The sequence below is a fragment of the Massilia alkalitolerans DSM 17462 genome (assembly GCF_000427785.1).
Taxonomy (GTDB): domain Bacteria; phylum Pseudomonadota; class Gammaproteobacteria; order Burkholderiales; family Burkholderiaceae_D; genus Telluria; species Telluria alkalitolerans.
The window spans coordinates 23408-38702 of the sequence record NZ_ATYR01000014.1 but is presented as its reverse complement, the minus strand read 5'-3'; the positions used below and the strand labels follow the sequence as shown (position 1 = coordinate 38702).

Below are 15295 nucleotides of genomic sequence, written 5' to 3'. Positions count from 1 at the left end.
TCTTTGTTGCGTGCGGGAAACTTAGCTTAACAATTCTCACCGCATGAAAATACACGAATTGTTGCATGTTGCCTTATGGCAACAGGCGTTGACGAATTCGCAGTGCTGTGATGAAGAGGATCACCAGAGCTTCGGTTGAAAGACGGTAAATCCTTTAAAATAGCGGATTACGCAAAACTCCCCCGTTTCAAGGAATCCGTATGTCTATCTCCAGCACCGAGGAAATCGTTGCCGAATTGCGCGCAGGGCGCATGGTCATTCTTGTCGATGAAGAAGACCGCGAAAACGAGGGCGACCTGGTGCTTGCCGCCGATTTCGTCACCCCGGAAGCGATCAATTTCATGATCCGCCATGCGCGCGGCCTGGTCTGCCTGACCCTGACCGAAGAACGCTGCGACGAACTGGCGCTGCCGATGATGACGTCGAAGAACGGGACGTCCTTCGGCACCAATTTCACGGTGTCGATCGAAGCGGCAGAGGGCGTGACCACCGGCATTTCCGCCGCCGACCGCGCGCGCACCATCCAGGTGGCCGTGAACAAGGGCACGACGCCGGACGACCTGGTCCAGCCGGGCCACATCTTCCCGCTGCGCGCCCAGAAGGGCGGCGTGCTGATGCGCGCCGGCCATACCGAAGCCGGCTGCGACCTGACCGAGATGGCCGGCCTGACCCCGGCCTCGGTGATCTGCGAGATCATCAAGGAAGACGGCACCATGGCGCGCCTGCCGGACCTGATCGAGTTCGCCAAAGAGCACAAGCTGAAGATCGGCACCATCGCCGACCTGATCCATTACCGCAGCCAGAACGAAAGCCTGGTCGAGCGCGTGGCCGAGCGTCCCTTGAGCACCCCGTACGGCGAGTTCAAGCTGGTCGCCTACCGCGACAAGCCGAGCGGCGCGGCCCACCTGGCCCTGGTGCACGGTGAACTGTCGCGCGACAAGGAAGCGCTGGTGCGCGTGCACCAGCCGGTGTCGATCCTCGACGTGCTGGGCGACTGCGCCTCGACCCACTCCTGGGACCTGGCCTCGGCCATGAAGGCGATCAAGGGCGGCGATTCGGGCGCCATCGTGCTGCTGAACTGCGGCGAGACCGCGGACCAGCTGTTCGCCCAGTTCGCCCCGCGCGACACCAGCGCCCGCAGCGCCCGCGCGGCCTCGATGGACCTGCGCACCTACGGCATCGGCGCCCAGATCCTGCGCAACCTCGGCGTCGGCAAGATGCAGCTGCTGGCCAACCCGCGCAAGATGCCGTCGATGACGGGCTTCGATCTGGAAGTCACCGGCTACCTGCCGCAGCCTACCGCGTGATGCGGCGCGTCCGGACATAAAATCACACTACTATATACATACCAATCGAGAAGAAGAGGTCAGCCATGACGGTAGGAACTTTTGAAAGCAATCTGGCGGGTGAAGGCCTGCGCATCGGCATCGTGCAGGCACGATTCAACGCCGACATCGGCCACGGCCTGCTGTCGTCCTGCCTGGCAGAACTGAAGCGCCTGGGCGTGGCCGACGAGGATATCCTCCACATCACGGTGCCGGGTGCGCTGGAAGTGCCGCTGGCGCTGCAGAAGATGGCCGAGACCCAGCAATTCGACGCGCTGATCGCGCTGGGCGCGGTGATCCGCGGCGAGACCTACCACTTCGAACTGGTATCGAACGAATCGGGCGCCGGCATCACCCGCATCGGCCTGGACTACGGCATGCCGATCGCTAACGCCATCCTCACTACCGAAAACGACGAGCAGGCCGAAGCCCGCATGGCCGAGAAGGGCGCCGATGCGGCGCGCGTCGCGGTCGAGATGTCGAACCTGCTGTTCGCACTGGAAGAGCTGCAGGCCGAAGACGAATAAGCAGTAAAGGAAACCACATGACCGACAAGACTACGCACGCCAACCCGAGCAAGAACCGTACGCCGCGCCACCGCGCGCGCGAGTTCGCGCTGCAGGGCCTGTACCAATGGCTGCTCAACAATGAACCGGCCCGCACGGTCGTCACCAACATCCGCGGCGCCCACGGCTTCGACAAGGCCGACGGCGAATTCTTCAGCGAACTGCTGAACGGCACCATCGCCACCTCGGTCGAGCTGCGCGAAGTCATCGCGCCGCTGATCGACCGCGGTGTGGCCGAGCTGTCGCCGATCGAGCATGGCGTGCTGCTGCTGGGCGCCTACGAGCTGAAGAACCATCCGGAAGTCCCGTACCGCGTCGTCATCAACGAAGCGGTCGAGCTGACCAAATCCTTCGGCGGCATCGACGGCCACAAGTACGTCAACGGCGTGCTGGACAAGCTGGCCTCGACCCTGCGCCCGGACGAGGTGGGAGCCGACGCGCGCCGCTGATCGGCAGGCTCTTTATTGTGATTGCAAGGCCACCGTGGCGCTGCCCCGGTGGCCTTTTTTGTTTGTTCTTGTTTCATTGTGACGGCCTCAAGTAGTCTCGACATGAGCGCTGCGGAGGTCTAGGATGAGTATTCACACGGCGTAAATACGTTTGGGGCGTCGTTCATCTCAAGAATGAAAGGGATCATGATGAAATCGACTGGAAGCATCGCTTCAGCTTCACGTTTCACTCTTGCCTTCGCACTCCTCTTTCAAATGGCCTCTGCAAGCGCGCAATTCTCACTCATCTTTAATATCAACGATCTGAAATCTAGAGAAATTGAGGCAGCTTATACAACAGGTCAAGACACGAAGGAGATCGTCTGGACGACCAGTGCAAAACCGATGCCGGAAGTGCAGAAGAATAATGACGCCTGCTCGCCTTCCAGAATATGGCCACGGGGCGATTTGTTATCGTGTTTGCGGAGGCAGTCTAGCCAGTGAGCCAGTTCGTTGGATCTACGAATGGAGACCAGCGCATCTTGGTCACGATACTCCCTGGGAGGCGTGCCTGGAAAATCAAGGTTGCAAGAGTTTTAGAGAGGAATATTATCCTGACAAAGGTCGGGGCTGTGGGCATTTTATGATCTGGAAGCCACAGAGGCCTGGCAAGCATGATCGGGATCTGCGTATAAGAGTTCAACTTAGATGAAATCAGCACCGCACTCGAACAGACCAAGTTCTTTGACGGCATTAATGGCTATACGTATGTTAAAAGCGTATGGGCCAAATTGCTTCAACCCTGCGTCCGGATATCTATGTAGTAGAGAAAGCCACTGTGGCCTCGCCCAGTGGCTATTTGTTGCGCCATACTGCGCCAGGACGTGGATGTCCTGCTGGGCAGGCCTGGGGGCAGCGGCCGGCGTGCAAAGAAAAAGCCACCGCGAGCGGTGGCCGGTGAGGAGTGTCTTGCGCAGGATTACAGGGTCGCCAGCGCTTCCGAACCGTGGTTCTCGGCCTTCGCCGGTGCAGCGGCCGGCGTCTCGGTCGGGCTGGCTGCGGGAGCCTGCTTGACCAGGGTCGTTTGCGGCAGCGGGCGCGGATTGGTGGTCGGGACCTTGTGGCCCTTGGCAACTTGCTTGAGTTTCTTGTATTCGGCCAGTACCTTGGCGCCATAGCCCGAATCGGTTTCCAGGTCGGCTGCGCCGACGTAGGTCTTCAGGCCGCCTTCGACCGAACCGGTACGCTTGACATAATCCTTCAGGATCAGGGCGCCGACCTTGATGTTGGCGACCGGATTCAGGGCCGCCTGCTGGCCGCCCACTTGTTCGAACTTGTCGTGATGGACCTTGGCCATGACCTGCATCAGGCCCTTGGCGCCCATCGGGCTCTCGGCGAACGGGTTCAGGCCCGATTCGATCGCCATCACGGCCAGGATCAAGAGCGGATCCAGCTTGACCTCGTGCGCCGTCATGTAAGCGGTCGAGACCAGCATGTTGGCGGCGTCGCTGGCGACGCGGTAGCGCTTGCTCAGCCAGGAAGTGACCCATTGCTGCTGCTTGCTGTTGCCGAGGTGCTGGGCACTGGCATGGGGCGTCTCGACGGCTTCGGCGACGTCGGCGGCGACCGGCGCCGGGGTCGGAGCCGCTTGGGCGACGACCACGACTTCGGGTTCCGGATGCAGCATGTCCGAGACGCGCTTGGCGACGTCTTCGTTGGTATAGAGCAGGGCGAGCATCGCGACTGCAGAGAGACCGAATACGGTCAGGGTGTTGCGTGCGGTATTGAATACACCGCGTGCCGCTTTGCTCACGGAAGACCACGTGACTGGCTGGCTGGCCATGGATTGCACGAACCTTGCGTTCGTGATGAAACGATGGATCATCGAATTCCCCTTGTCGCGGCGAAAAGCAGCCCTGTCACAGCGTCTCTAAGGAGATGTGCGCTGCGTCGGGTTACTGAATGCCGTGCATCAGAAATATCGTAGGTCGCCGCCTTGCGGCCGACTAACGCCGTCATTGCTTTGCTACAGCTGGCTGCTTTGAAACCCGTGCGGGTGGAACCAGTGGCTCAACAACTGTCTCGGGGGATTGGGCAGACGCCCAGTGAAAACACTCCTCAAAATGTCATGTGGGGCCCCGACCCCGTGAATGCATGAGAACAGCTAAAATCATGTCAGAAAGACTGCCTGCCTCATCAAGTAGGACGGATTCTAGTGGCTCACTTATACCAAGTCAACCCTAGCACGATCCGCTCTTATTACTTTTAGTTCTGATTTCCGAGACGAAATTTTGAAAAGTCTTGCTAAATCAGCTACTTGGCATGGTGCCTTGAACAAGCTTCTACTGACGAGATTACGATCAAAACTTGATGAAATATTCAGATTTGCGGGACTTTATGGCTCAGCTCGAGCGAATGGGCGAGCTGAAACACGTTGGCGTACCGGTGTCGCCCCACCTCGAGATGACGGAGATCTGCGACCGGACCTTGCGCGCCGAGGGCCCCGCGCTGCTGTTCCAGAAACCTGCTGGACACACTATTCCAGTGCTCGGCAACCTGTTCGGCACGCCGCGCCGGGTTGCGCTGGGCATGGGTGCCGAAAGCCTGACCGAGCTGCGCAATATCGGCCACGTGCTGGCGCGCCTGAAGGAGCCAGAGCCGCCCAAGGGTTTCAAGGACATCATGGGCCTGGGCTCGCTGGTCAAGGCGGTCTGGGACATGGCGCCGAAAGAAGTAAAAGGCGCCTCCTGCCAGGAAATCGTCTGGGAGGGGCAGGACGTCGACCTGGCGCGCCTGCCGATCCAGCACTGCTGGCCGGGCGACATCGCCCCTCTTATTACGTGGGGCCTGGTGATTACCAGGGGACCGCACAAGAAACGGCAGAACTTAGGAATATATCGCCAACAGGTGCTGGGCCGGAACAAGGTGATCATGCGCTGGCTGGCGCACCGCGGCGGCGCCCTCGACTTCCGCGAGCACGCCCTGGCCAACCCGGGCAAGCCGTATCCGGTGGCGGTGGCGCTGGGCGCCGACCCGGCCACCATCCTGGGCGCCGTCACCCCGGTGCCGGACAGCCTGTCGGAATACCAGTTCGCCGGCCTGCTGCGCGGCCAGCGCACCGTCTTGAGCAAGGCCATCGGCAGCGAACTGCGCGTGCCGGCGTCCGCCGAGATCGTGCTGGAAGGGCACATCTATCCGGACGCGAGCCACCCGACCGGCTTCGAGCACGCACTCGAAGGTCCGTACGGCGACCACACCGGCTATTACAACGAGCAGGACAGCTTCCCGGTGTTCACCATCGACCGCATCACGATGCGGCGCGACCCCATCTATCACTCGACCTACACCGGCAAGCCGCCCGACGAGCCGGCGGTGCTGGGCGTGGCGCTGAACGAGGTCTTCATCCCGCTGCTGCAGAAGCAGTTCAGCGAGATCACCGACTTCTACCTGCCGCCGGAAGGCTGCAGCTACCGGATGGCGGTGGTGCAGATGAAGAAGCAGTACGCGGGTCACGCCAAGCGCGTGATGTTCGGGGTGTGGAGTTTCCTGCGCCAGTTCATGTATACCAAGTTCATCGTGGTGGTGGACGAGGATGTGAACGTGCGCGACTGGAAGGAAGTCATCTGGGCCATCACGACCCGGGTCGATCCGACCCGCGACACGGTCATGGTCGACAATACCCCGATCGACTACCTCGACTTCGCCTCGCCGATCAGTGGCCTGGGCAGCAAGATGGGCATCGACGCCACCAACAAGTGGCCGGGCGAGACCAATCGCGAGTGGGGTACGCCGATCGCCATGACGCCGGAAGTCAAGGCGCGCGTGGACCACATCTGGGGGACGCTGGGACTGTAGGGTGGCGGAGTTCCGTGCGGCGCGTGGGGCGGAGGGCGGCTAGACTGCCCTTTTGACCACCACGCACATGGAGGCCCGATGAACATCCTGATGGTGCTGACCTCGCACGACCGCCTCGGCGACACCGGCAAGAAAACCGGTTTCTGGCTGGAGGAGTTCGCCGCTCCCTATTATGTATTCAAGGATGCCGGCGCGACCCTGACGCTGGCCTCGCCGCGGGGTGGGCAACCGCCGCTCGACCCGAAGAGCGACGAGCCCGATGCCCAGACCGAGGCGACCCGGCGTTTTCGCGCCGACCCGCAGGCCCAACAGGCGCTGGCGAATACCGTCACCCTGTCGAGCGTGCGCGCGCAAGACTTCGACGCCGTGTTCTATCCCGGCGGCCACGGCCCGCTATGGGATCTGGCCGAGGATGCCGATTCGATCCGCCTGATCGAGGCCATGATCGCCGGCGGCAAGCCGGTGGCGGCGGTGTGCCATGCCCCGGGCGTGCTGGCGCAGGTCAGGGGAGTCGACGGCGACCTCCTGGTCAAGGGCAAGCGCGTGACCGGTTTCACCAATACGGAGGAGGAGGCTGTCGGCCTCACCGGGGTGGTGCCTTTCCTGGTCGAGGACATGCTGGTTAAAAATGGTGGCCAGTACAGCAAGACGGATGACTGGCAGCCCTACGTCGTGACCGACGGCCTGCTCGTCACGGGGCAGAATCCGGCGTCGTCCGAAGCGGGCGCGCATGCCTTGCTGGCCTTGTTGAAGGATCGCGCATAGCCTTCGCAAGATCCGGCCCCAAAAACGGTGGGGTCGGGTATAATGTTCGCTGGCGGGCCCCTGCGCATTGTGGCATGGTTTACCTGGTCAGGTCGGGAACGAAGCAGCCAAAGCCGTTCACCGCAAGTGCCGCAGATCAGGCTCGCCTCCTCCTTCTCTTCCTGCAATACCCATTCATCTTGTACGAAACGCAGCAGCCAGGCGCTGGCGGCTTTGTTATGCCTCGTGGAATCATATTGTTGCCGGGCCGGCCAGGGAATGTTCGCCCCAGTCGCCAACTGCGGTAAAATCTCGGCATGTCCTATCAAGTCCTCGCCCGCAAATACCGTCCCAAGAACTTCGAAACGCTGGTCGGCCAGGAGCACGTCGTCCGTGCCCTGACCCATGCGCTCAGGACCGGCCGCCTTCACCACGCCTACCTGTTCACGGGGACGCGCGGGGTCGGCAAGACGACGCTGTCGCGTATCCTGGCCAAGTCGCTCAATTGCGTCGGCCCGGACGGGCAGGGCGGGATCACGGCCGAACCCTGCGGCGTGTGCGAGGCCTGCCGCGCGATCGATGCCGGGCGTTTCGTGGACTACATCGAGATGGACGCGGCGTCCAACCGCGGGGTGGACGAGATGGCCCAGCTGCTGGAGCAGGCGGTGTACGCGCCGAGCAATGCGCGCTTCAAGGTCTACATGATCGACGAGGTGCACATGCTCACCAACCACGCGTTCAACGCGATGCTCAAGACGCTCGAGGAGCCGCCGCCGCACGTGAAATTCATCCTTGCGACCACCGACCCGCAGAAAATCCCGGTCACGGTACTGTCGCGCTGCCTGCAGTTCAACCTCAAGCAGATGCCGCCCGGCCACATCGTCGGCCACCTGGAAAACATCCTCGGCCAGGAAGGCGTTACCTATGAGCAGCCGGCCCTGCGCCTGCTGGCGCAAGGCGCCCACGGCTCGATGCGCGACGCGCTGTCGCTGACCGACCAGGCGATCGCCTATGCCGCCGGCCAGGTCACGCTCGACGCGGTGCAGGGCATGCTGGGAGCGCTCGACCAGTCCTACCTGGTGCGCCTGCTGGACGCGCTGCTGGCGCAGGACGGCGCCGACCTGATGGCGGTGGCCGACGAGATGGCCAGCCGCAGCCTGTCGTATAACGGCGCGCTGCAGGACCTCGGCACCTTGCTGCACCGGATCGCGCTGGCCCAGTCGGTACCCTCGGCGGTGCCGCAAGACCTGCCGGAACTGAACGACATCCTGCGCCTGGCCCAGGCGTTCGACGCGCAGGAAGTGCAGCTGTATTACCAGATCGCCGTGCACGGCCGCAACGAGATCGGCCTCGCGCCGGACGAATACGCGGGCTTCACCATGACCCTGCTGCGCATGCTGGCCTTCCGTCCGGGGCAGGGCGGCGCCGAGCCGCCACCAAGCGCACCCGCCGCCGCGGCGGCACCGGGCCACGCGCGGGCTGCTGCGGTGGCCGCCGCCAGCCATGCGGCGGTGGCGCCAGCGCGTCCGGCCGCGCCGCCCCCGGCGGCACAGGCCGCGCCTGCAGCGCCCCCAGCTTCCAGCCCGGCGCCCGCCATGACTTCCGCGCGCGCCGCGATCAACGCGGCACTGGAAGCGGCACGCGCCGCCTCCGGCCGCAATGGCGGCGGCAGCGCCAGGCCGCGTCCCGAGGCCGCACCGGCGCCGGCCCCCGCGCCGCAGGCGCCGGCTCCCGCCGCGCCGCCACCGGCGCCGGGGCCGTCGGCCGCCATGGGGGCCGCTCCGGCAGGCCGTCCGGGTCCGGGATCGACGCCGCCGTGGGAACAACCGCACGCCGCCCAGCCGCAGCAGCCGCAAGTCGTCCAGCAGATGCAGCAGCCCCAGGCGCGCATGCAGGCCGCGGCAAGCGATGACGAGCCGCCTTCCTGGGTCACTGAATTTTCCGACGACACCGCGGTCGCCGCCGAAGCGCCGGCCGCCGTCATGGGCCTGGCGCATGCGACAGGCGCTCCTGCGCGTGCGCCGGCCGCGCCGCCGCATCCCTACGTCATTACGCCGGTTCCGGCCATCGGCTGGGACGGCAACTGGCCGGCGCTGGCCGCCAGCCTGCCGCTGCGCGGCGTGTCCCAGCAACTGGCCCTGCAGACCGAACTGATCGAATGCGTAGCGCACGAACAGGCCGCGACTTTCCGCCTGCGCGTACCGGTCGACACCCTGCGCGCCAGCGGCAACAGCGAGAAGCTGACGGCCGCGCTGCAGGAGCACTTCCCCTCGGTGCGCGTCAGCCTCGATACCGAGATCGGCCCGACCTGGTACACCGCCGCGGCCGAAGCCAAGGCGGCGCGCGAGGAGCGCCAGCGCCAGGCCGAAGCCCTGGTCGCCGCCGATCCCTTCGTGCAGGCGATGGAGCGGACCTTCGGCGCCTTCGTCGTGCCCGGCTCGGTGAAGCCGGCCGCAGCCTGACCTATTGAATCAACCACTTGGCACTTTTTGGAGATACCGACCATGATGAAAAACCAGCTCGCAGGCCTGATGAAACAGGCGCAAGCCATGCAGGACAACATGAAGAAGGCGCAGGAGCAGCTGGCTCAGATCGAAGTCGAGGGCCAGTCCGGCGCCGGCCTGGTCAAGGTCGTCATGACCTGCAAGAACGACGTCAAGCGCGTCACCATCGATCCGTCGCTGCTGGGTGACGACCGCGACATGCTGGAAGACCTGGTCGCGGCCGCGTTCAACGACGCCGTGCGCAAGGCCGAAGCCACCTCAGCCGAGAAGATGAGCGGCTTGACCGCCGGCATGCCGCTGCCGCCGGGCTTCAAGATGCCGTTCTAAAAGAAAGAAAAAACCTCATGTCCAGGTCGCTCGACTTCCTGACCGAGGCGCTGCGGCGCCTGCCCGGCATTGGTCCGAAGTCGGCGCAACGCATGGCTTTCCACCTGCTGCAGCATGACCGCGAAGGCGCGGCCATGCTGTCGCGCGCGCTGTACCAGGCGGTGGACACGGTCCACCACTGCGCCATGTGCAATACCTTCGCCGACACCGAAGTGTGCGATCTGTGCGCCGACGAGGCGCGCGACCGCGCGCTGCTGTGCGTCGTCGAAACCCCTGCCGACCAGATGATGATCGAGCAGACCATGACCTACAAGGGCCTGTACTTCGTGCTGATGGGGCGGCTCTCGCCGCTGGACGGCATTGGCCCGCGCGACCTGCACCTCGACAAGCTGGTCGGACGCGCCACCGACGGCGTGGTCGACGAAGTGGTGCTCGCAACCAATTTCACCAACGAGGGCGAAGCGACTGCCCATTACATCAGCGAGATGCTGAAGGCGCGCGGGCTGAAGGTCAGCCGGCTGGCGCGCGGCGTGCCCGTCGGTGGCGAGCTCGAGTATGTCGATGCCGGCACGATTGCGCGCGCCATGCTGGATCGGCGCAGCGCATAATCCACTGTAAAGACTAAAGACGACCGGTAGCGAGTTCCGCGGATGCCTGTGCGTGTGCGCAAGCCTCGTTGGCGGACCGCTGCTACTTTGGACCTTTTAGCGGATTCTGAACCTATCAGGTTCTTACATGCATCTTGTCGACATCACGATGTTCTACGCCGCCGAGGGCGGCGGCGTCAGCACCTACCTGAACGCCAAGTCGCGTTGGCTTGCGCGTTACGGCTGGGCGCGGCATACCATTTTCAGTCCCAATGTCGGCGAGGATGAAGCGCCCAGCCTGGTGCGGGTGCCGGCAGTGGCGCTGCCCGGCATCCACGGCTACCGCATGCCGGTTTCGGTGACGGCGGCGGCCCGGCGCCTGCGTGCGGCCCGGCCTGACCTGATCGAGGCGGGCGATGCTGGCCACAGTGCCTGGGCGGCATTGCGCCTGCGCCAGCAGCTCGGCATCCCGGCGCTCGCCTTCTACCATTCCGACCTGCCGCGCCTGGTGCAGAACCGTTTTGGTGAAACCATTTCCCACGGTACCTGCAAGTACCTCGCCCACCTGTACGGCGAGTTCGATACCGTGCTGGCGCCAAGCCGGCTGATGGTGCACCAGCTGGCCGACATGGGCGTCACCCATGCCCTGCACCAGCCGCTCGGCATCGACAGCGAGATCTTCCACCCGCGCCGCCGGCGCGACAGCCTACGGGCCGAGCTCGGCCTGCCGGAAGACACGCGCCTGCTGGTCTATGCCGGCCGCTTCACGGCCGACAAGAAGCTGAGCTACCTGGTCGAGGCCGTGCGCAAGCTCGGCAAGCCCTACCACCTGCTGCTGGTCGGGGGCGGGGCGCCGATGCCGCAGCATGCGCAGTTGAGTTTCCTGCCCTTCCAGCGCGACCAGTGCGCGCTGGCCGGCCTGCTGGCCAGCTGCGACGTGCTGGTGCATCCGGGCGACTGCGAAACCTTCGGCCTGATCGTGCTGGAGGCGATGGCCTGCGGCCTGCCGGTGGTGGGCACCAGCGGGGGCGGGGTGGCCGAGCTGGTGGACGAGCAGACCGGCATCCTGGCGCGTCCCAACGACGCCGACAGCCTGGCCGGCGCCATCGAAGCCATCTATCGGCGCGACCTGGTGCGCCTCTCCACCAACGCACGGCGCAAGGCGCACGAGCACTATGACTGGAGCCAGGTATTCCCGCAGCTGATGCACCGCTACGGCAGCCTGCTCGCGGCGCGCCCCGGAGCCTCGCGCGTGCTGGAGCGTGTCTTTGTCCCCGACTGACATGGACCGCCAAGCGGACGGCGATTCTACGAAAGCAGCCAGGGCGCAGCGGCCCGCCCTGTGCGTGTCGATCCACGACGTTGCCCCGGCCACCTGGGACGAATGCAGCCGTCTGGCGCAGGCCATGCGTGAGGTGGCTGAGCTGCCGCTGACCTGGCTGGTGGTGCCCCAGTACCACCGTGCCGGCGGCGAACCGGGACGGATGGAAGCAGGGCTCGAACGGGCCCTGGCGCAGGCTGACGAGCTCGCGCTGCACGGCTATACCCATCTGGATACCGCCCCGCGCGGTCCTGGTTTGAGCGAGCGTTTTTTGCGCGGCAGCTATAGCCACGAAGGCGAGTTCGCGGCCCTGCCGGCCGACGAGGCGGCGCGGCGCATCCAGTGCGGACTCGACTGGTTCGCCGAGCGCGGCTGGCCGGTGCGCGGCTTCGTGCCGCCGGCCTGGCTGATGGGAGAGGGCGCCTGGCAGGCCCTGCGCGCCTTCGATTTCGACTACACCACGACTTTCCTGCGCTTTCACCTGCTCGGCGCCGGCGCGGAAGGCAGGGGCAAGGCAGGCAGCGGCGCGGCGGTGCTGTCGCCCTCGCTGGTCTACGCGGCGCGCAACCGGACCGGCCGGCTGGCATCGCCGCTGGTGGCGGACGCCTTGACGCTGGCGCTGGCGCGCCGTCCGCTCATCCGGCTGAGCCTGCATCCGCCGGACGTGCGCCATCCGCGGCTGCTGCGCCATGCGCAGGCCACGGTCGAGCGCTTGCTTGCGACCCACACGGCCATGACCAAGGCCGCATTCGCGCACATGCTTACCAGTACGGTCCCCAGTAGCCTCCACCCCGCCAGTGGCGCGCACCCCAGCCCCCATAGTACGAGGGGGCCTGGCGCAGTTCCTCGCGCGTGCTGAGCTGCAGCACGCATTGGCGCCACTGGTCGCTGTTCTGTGCATAGCCGAGGCGCGAGCAGGCCGGACCGTAGATGGTCATCAGCTCGGCCATTTCCGCCTGCATGCGCTCGGCGCGCTGCTGTGGCGTGGAGCAGGCAGCCAGTCCCAGGGTCATTGCCAGTACCGCATACTTTGCCATTTGCATGATCGCCTCCTTCGTCCGCCGTCCTGGCGGTTCCGTTTCAGTATAGATGGGGATACGTCGTGCGTAAATCAATCGTGCGACACCCCGCATGCATGGAACAAATCCGGTTCGCCCGGAAACCCTGTTTTCTGGCAAGATACGCCCCAAAAAACAAGGAGAAACACAGCATGCGTCAGCGCCGTTGGAGGACCTGGACCCTGCGCGGGGTAGCCGGACTGGTGGCGCTCATCGTGCTGGCGCTTGCCGCCGGCTGGCTGTACTTGCGCGCCAGCCTGGCGCAGCGCGACGGCGAGCGCAGGGCGCCCGGCGTGCACGCCGCGGTGACGGTGGCGCGCGATGCCGCCGGCGTGCCCTTCATCAGCGGCGCCAGCCGCGCCGACGTGGCCTATGCGACCGGCTTCGTGCATGCACAGGAACGCTTCTTCCAGATGGATCTGCTGCGCCGCACCGCCGCAGGCGAGCTGGCCGAGCTGTTCGGCCCGCGCGCACTGCCGCTCGACCGCTCGCGCCGCCTGCACCGTTTCCGCGCCCGTGCACAGCTGGCGCTGGCGCGCCTGCCGGCAAGCGAGCGCGCACTGCTGGAGCGCTACGTGGCCGGCGTCAACGACGGCCTTGGCGCACTGCGCGCCAAGCCATTCGAATACGCCTTGACCGGGACCGGGGCGCGTCCGTGGAGCGCCGCCGATTCGCTGCTGGTCATCTGGGCGATGTACATCGACCTGCAGGGCAACCAGGAGCCGCGCGAGCTGGCGCGCGGCTGGCTGCGCGCCCACAGCGATCCGGCGCAGCTGGCCTTCCTGCTGCCGGAGGCGAGCCGCTGGGATGCGACGCTGGACGCCGGCGCGGGCGTGGCGCCCCCTGGCGAGGCGCCGCTGCCGCCCAGGGCGCCGGCCTGGTGGGGCGCGGCGCCAAGGCAGCCGGCGCAACTGGCCGGCGCCGCCTTCGTCGACTCGGTCGGCAGCAACAACTACGCGGTGGCGGGCAGCCGCAGCGCCAGCGGCGCGGCCATCGTCGCCGACGACATGCACCTCGGCCTGCAACTGCCGAACATCTGGTACCGCGTGGCCCTGCGCTTCCCCGACCCGAAGGGCGGGCAGCGGCGCCTGGCCGGCGTCAGCCTGCCCGGCGCGCCGCCGACCATCATCGCCGGCAGCAACGGCCAGGTGGCCTGGGCCTTCACCAACAGCTATGCCGACCTGGTCGACCTGGTGCCGCTCGGCCTGGATGCGGCGCGCCCCGGCCAGGTGCGCCTGCCCGGCGGTTGGGAGACCCCGGTCAGCCACGTCGAGATGATCGCCGTGAAGGGCGCGGATGCCGAGCGCGTCGTGGTGCGCGAGACCTCCCTGGGACCGATCCGCGAAGCGGGCGGGCGCCAGTACGCGGTACGCTGGATCGCGCACGACCCGGCCGCGATCAACCTCAACCACCTCAAGCTGGAGACGGCGGGCAGCGTGGACGAGGCGCTGGCCATTGCCGCCATCGACGGCATTCCGGCCCAGAACTTCGTGGCGGGCGACGCCGCCGGCAACATCGGCTGGACCATCGCCGGCCTGCTGCCGCAGCGCGCGACGGCGGCGCTGGCGACCACCTTCCCGCTGGAGGAGGGCGTGCCCACCTGGAGCACGACGCTGGCGCCGCAGCGCTATCCGCGCGTGCTCAATCCGGCCGACGGCCAGATCACCACGGCCAACAGCCGCCAGCTGATGGGCGAGGGCGCCGACCTGATCGGGGACGGTGGCTTCGACCTCGGCGCCCGCAACCGCCAGTTGGCCGACGGCCTGCGCGCCCTCGGGCCGAAGCTCGACGTGCGCCGGGCCGCCAGTGCGGCGCTGGACGACCGCGCCCTCTTCATCGGGCGCTGGCGCGAACGCGCACTAAGAGCGCTCGACCCCCAGGCGCTCGCGGGCCAGCCGCAGCGCGCCGAATTCCGCCGCCTGCTCGAGACCAGCTGGGACGGCCATGCCAGCGTCGGTTCGGTCGGCTACCGGCTGGCGCGCAACTATATGTGGGCCCTGAACGAGCTGCTGTTCGGGCGCGTCAACAAGGAACTGGCCGCGCTCGACCCGAAAGCCACGCTGGCCAGCGCCACCACCCGCTGGCCCGAGGTGCTCGCGCGCCTGCTCGATGCCCGTCCCGCCGGCTGGCTGCCGCCGGGCTATCGCGACTGGCGCGCCGTCGAGCTGGCCGCGGTCGACCGCGTGATCCAGGACCTGACGCAAGACGGGCAGGCGCTGGCGCAGGCCACCTGGGGCAAGCGCAATACGGCGGCGATCGCGCATCCGATCAGCATCGCGGTGCCCGCCCTGGCGCCGCTGCTGGGGACGCCGCCCGACCAGTTGCCGGGCGACTCCAACATGCCGCGCGTGGCGGGGCCGAAATTCGGGCAGTCGGAGCGCATGACGGTGTCGCCGGGGCGCGAAGAGGAGGGGCTGTACAACATGCCGGGCGGGCAGAGCGGGCATCCACTGTCGCCGTTCTTCCTGGCGGGGCACAAGGAGTGGGTGGAAGCCAAGCCGGTGCCGCTGTTGCCGGGGCCGGCCAAGTACAGCTTAAAGCTCGTACCGTAGGGTGGTCGGCTCTGCCGACCGCGCGTTC

At 66.1% G+C, this 15295-nt stretch carries 14 protein-coding genes and 1 other RNA gene; 13 read left to right on the top strand and 2 right to left on the bottom strand.

The features are described from left to right. The first annotated feature begins 200 nt into the window (after window positions 1-200). The 4 genes from ribBA to YWC_RS32840 all read left to right on the top strand — a co-directional run bounded on the left by ribBA (window position 201) and on the right by YWC_RS32840 (window position 2823). Window positions 201-1307: a bifunctional 3,4-dihydroxy-2-butanone-4-phosphate synthase/GTP cyclohydrolase II gene (gene ribBA, locus YWC_RS0115320; protein ID WP_027866172.1), complete on the top strand. Its 1107-nt coding sequence runs from the start codon at window positions 201-203 to the stop codon at window positions 1305-1307. Between the two features lie 65 nt (window positions 1308-1372). Then, window positions 1373-1852, top strand: coding sequence for a 6,7-dimethyl-8-ribityllumazine synthase (ribH, locus tag YWC_RS0115315; protein ID WP_027866171.1), 480 nt, complete (start codon window positions 1373-1375; stop codon window positions 1850-1852). 17 nt (window positions 1853-1869) lie between these two features. Continuing rightward, on the top strand, window positions 1870-2340 hold the full coding sequence (gene nusB, locus YWC_RS0115310; protein WP_027866170.1) for a transcription antitermination factor NusB: 471 nt from the start codon (window positions 1870-1872) through the stop codon (window positions 2338-2340). Window positions 2341-2526: 186 nt separating this feature from the next. Further along, window positions 2527-2823, top strand: a complete 297-nt coding sequence (locus tag YWC_RS32840; protein WP_156923692.1) for a hypothetical protein — start codon at window positions 2527-2529, stop codon at window positions 2821-2823. Window positions 2824-3298: 475 nt separating this feature from the next. On the opposite strand, the gene YWC_RS0115305 is transcribed toward YWC_RS32840, so the two are convergent. Then, window positions 3299-4162 (bottom strand): transglycosylase SLT domain-containing protein, encoded by an 864-nt coding sequence (locus YWC_RS0115305; RefSeq protein WP_051306497.1) that lies wholly within the window; start codon window positions 4160-4162, stop codon window positions 3299-3301. Window positions 4163-4689: 527 nt separating this feature from the next. Between YWC_RS0115305 and ubiD the strand changes: the two genes are divergently transcribed. The 8 genes from ubiD (at window position 4690) to YWC_RS29540 (ending at window position 12516) form a co-directional block, all read left to right on the top strand. Then, entirely contained in the window at window positions 4690-6174 is a 1485-nt protein-coding gene (ubiD, locus tag YWC_RS0115300) for a 4-hydroxy-3-polyprenylbenzoate decarboxylase (protein WP_027866168.1), read from the top strand. A gap of 78 nt (window positions 6175-6252) precedes the next feature. After that, window positions 6253-6939 carry a type 1 glutamine amidotransferase domain-containing protein gene (locus YWC_RS0115295; RefSeq protein WP_027866167.1) on the top strand — a complete coding sequence of 229 codons (687 nt, stop codon included), beginning with the start codon at window positions 6253-6255 and terminating at the stop codon, window positions 6937-6939. Between the two features lie 51 nt (window positions 6940-6990). After that, window positions 6991-7089: signal recognition particle sRNA small type (gene ffs / locus YWC_RS32110), an RNA gene on the top strand. A 146-nt stretch (window positions 7090-7235) separates the two neighbouring features. Beyond that, window positions 7236-9380 (top strand): DNA polymerase III subunit gamma/tau, encoded by a 2145-nt coding sequence (locus YWC_RS0115290; protein WP_027866166.1) that lies wholly within the window; start codon window positions 7236-7238, stop codon window positions 9378-9380. A gap of 42 nt (window positions 9381-9422) precedes the next feature. Beyond that, on the top strand, window positions 9423-9749 hold the full coding sequence (locus YWC_RS0115285) for a YbaB/EbfC family nucleoid-associated protein (protein WP_027866165.1): 327 nt from the start codon (window positions 9423-9425) through the stop codon (window positions 9747-9749). Between the two features lie 17 nt (window positions 9750-9766). After that, window positions 9767-10357, top strand: a complete 591-nt coding sequence (gene recR / locus YWC_RS0115280) for a recombination mediator RecR (protein WP_027866164.1) — start codon at window positions 9767-9769, stop codon at window positions 10355-10357. Between the two features lie 127 nt (window positions 10358-10484). Continuing rightward, on the top strand, window positions 10485-11618 hold the full coding sequence (locus tag YWC_RS0115275; RefSeq protein WP_027866163.1) for a glycosyltransferase: 1134 nt from the start codon (window positions 10485-10487) through the stop codon (window positions 11616-11618). A gap of 1 nt (window position 11619) precedes the next feature. Then, entirely contained in the window at window positions 11620-12516 is an 897-nt protein-coding gene (locus YWC_RS29540; RefSeq protein WP_051306487.1) for a DUF2334 domain-containing protein, read from the top strand. Here YWC_RS29540 and YWC_RS32105 read toward each other — a convergent pair. Next, window positions 12419-12700, bottom strand: a complete 282-nt coding sequence (locus YWC_RS32105) for a hypothetical protein (RefSeq protein WP_229413117.1) — start codon at window positions 12698-12700, stop codon at window positions 12419-12421. The genes YWC_RS29540 and YWC_RS32105 overlap by 98 nt on opposite strands. A 167-nt stretch (window positions 12701-12867) precedes the next feature. On the opposite strand from YWC_RS32105, the gene YWC_RS0115265 reads away from it, so the two are divergent. Beyond that, window positions 12868-15267, top strand: a complete 2400-nt coding sequence (locus YWC_RS0115265; protein ID WP_027866162.1) for a penicillin acylase family protein — start codon at window positions 12868-12870, stop codon at window positions 15265-15267. Window positions 15268-15295 lie beyond the last annotated feature (28 nt).

Coding starts and splice junctions, on each gene's coding strand:
- ubiD (WP_027866168.1), top strand. CDS start 4,690: ATGAAATATTCAGATTTGCGGGACTTTATGGCTCAGCTCGAGCGAATG.
- YWC_RS0115295 (WP_027866167.1), top strand. CDS start 6,253: ATGAACATCCTGATGGTGCTGACCTCGCACGACCGCCTCGGCGACACC.
- YWC_RS29540 (WP_051306487.1), top strand. CDS start 11,620: ATGGACCGCCAAGCGGACGGCGATTCTACGAAAGCAGCCAGGGCGCAG.
- YWC_RS0115290 (WP_027866166.1), top strand. CDS start 7,236: ATGTCCTATCAAGTCCTCGCCCGCAAATACCGTCCCAAGAACTTCGAA.
- YWC_RS0115305 (WP_051306497.1), bottom strand. CDS start 4,162: ATGGCCAGCCAGCCAGTCACGTGGTCTTCCGTGAGCAAAGCGGCACGC.
- YWC_RS0115275 (WP_027866163.1), top strand. CDS start 10,485: ATGCATCTTGTCGACATCACGATGTTCTACGCCGCCGAGGGCGGCGGC.
- YWC_RS32840 (WP_156923692.1), top strand. CDS start 2,527: ATGATGAAATCGACTGGAAGCATCGCTTCAGCTTCACGTTTCACTCTT.
- YWC_RS32105 (WP_229413117.1), bottom strand. CDS start 12,700: ATGCAAATGGCAAAGTATGCGGTACTGGCAATGACCCTGGGACTGGCT.
- YWC_RS0115285 (WP_027866165.1), top strand. CDS start 9,423: ATGATGAAAAACCAGCTCGCAGGCCTGATGAAACAGGCGCAAGCCATG.
- ribH (WP_027866171.1), top strand. CDS start 1,373: ATGACGGTAGGAACTTTTGAAAGCAATCTGGCGGGTGAAGGCCTGCGC.
- nusB (WP_027866170.1), top strand. CDS start 1,870: ATGACCGACAAGACTACGCACGCCAACCCGAGCAAGAACCGTACGCCG.
- recR (WP_027866164.1), top strand. CDS start 9,767: ATGTCCAGGTCGCTCGACTTCCTGACCGAGGCGCTGCGGCGCCTGCCC.
- YWC_RS0115265 (WP_027866162.1), top strand. CDS start 12,868: ATGCGTCAGCGCCGTTGGAGGACCTGGACCCTGCGCGGGGTAGCCGGA.
- ribBA (WP_027866172.1), top strand. CDS start 201: ATGTCTATCTCCAGCACCGAGGAAATCGTTGCCGAATTGCGCGCAGGG.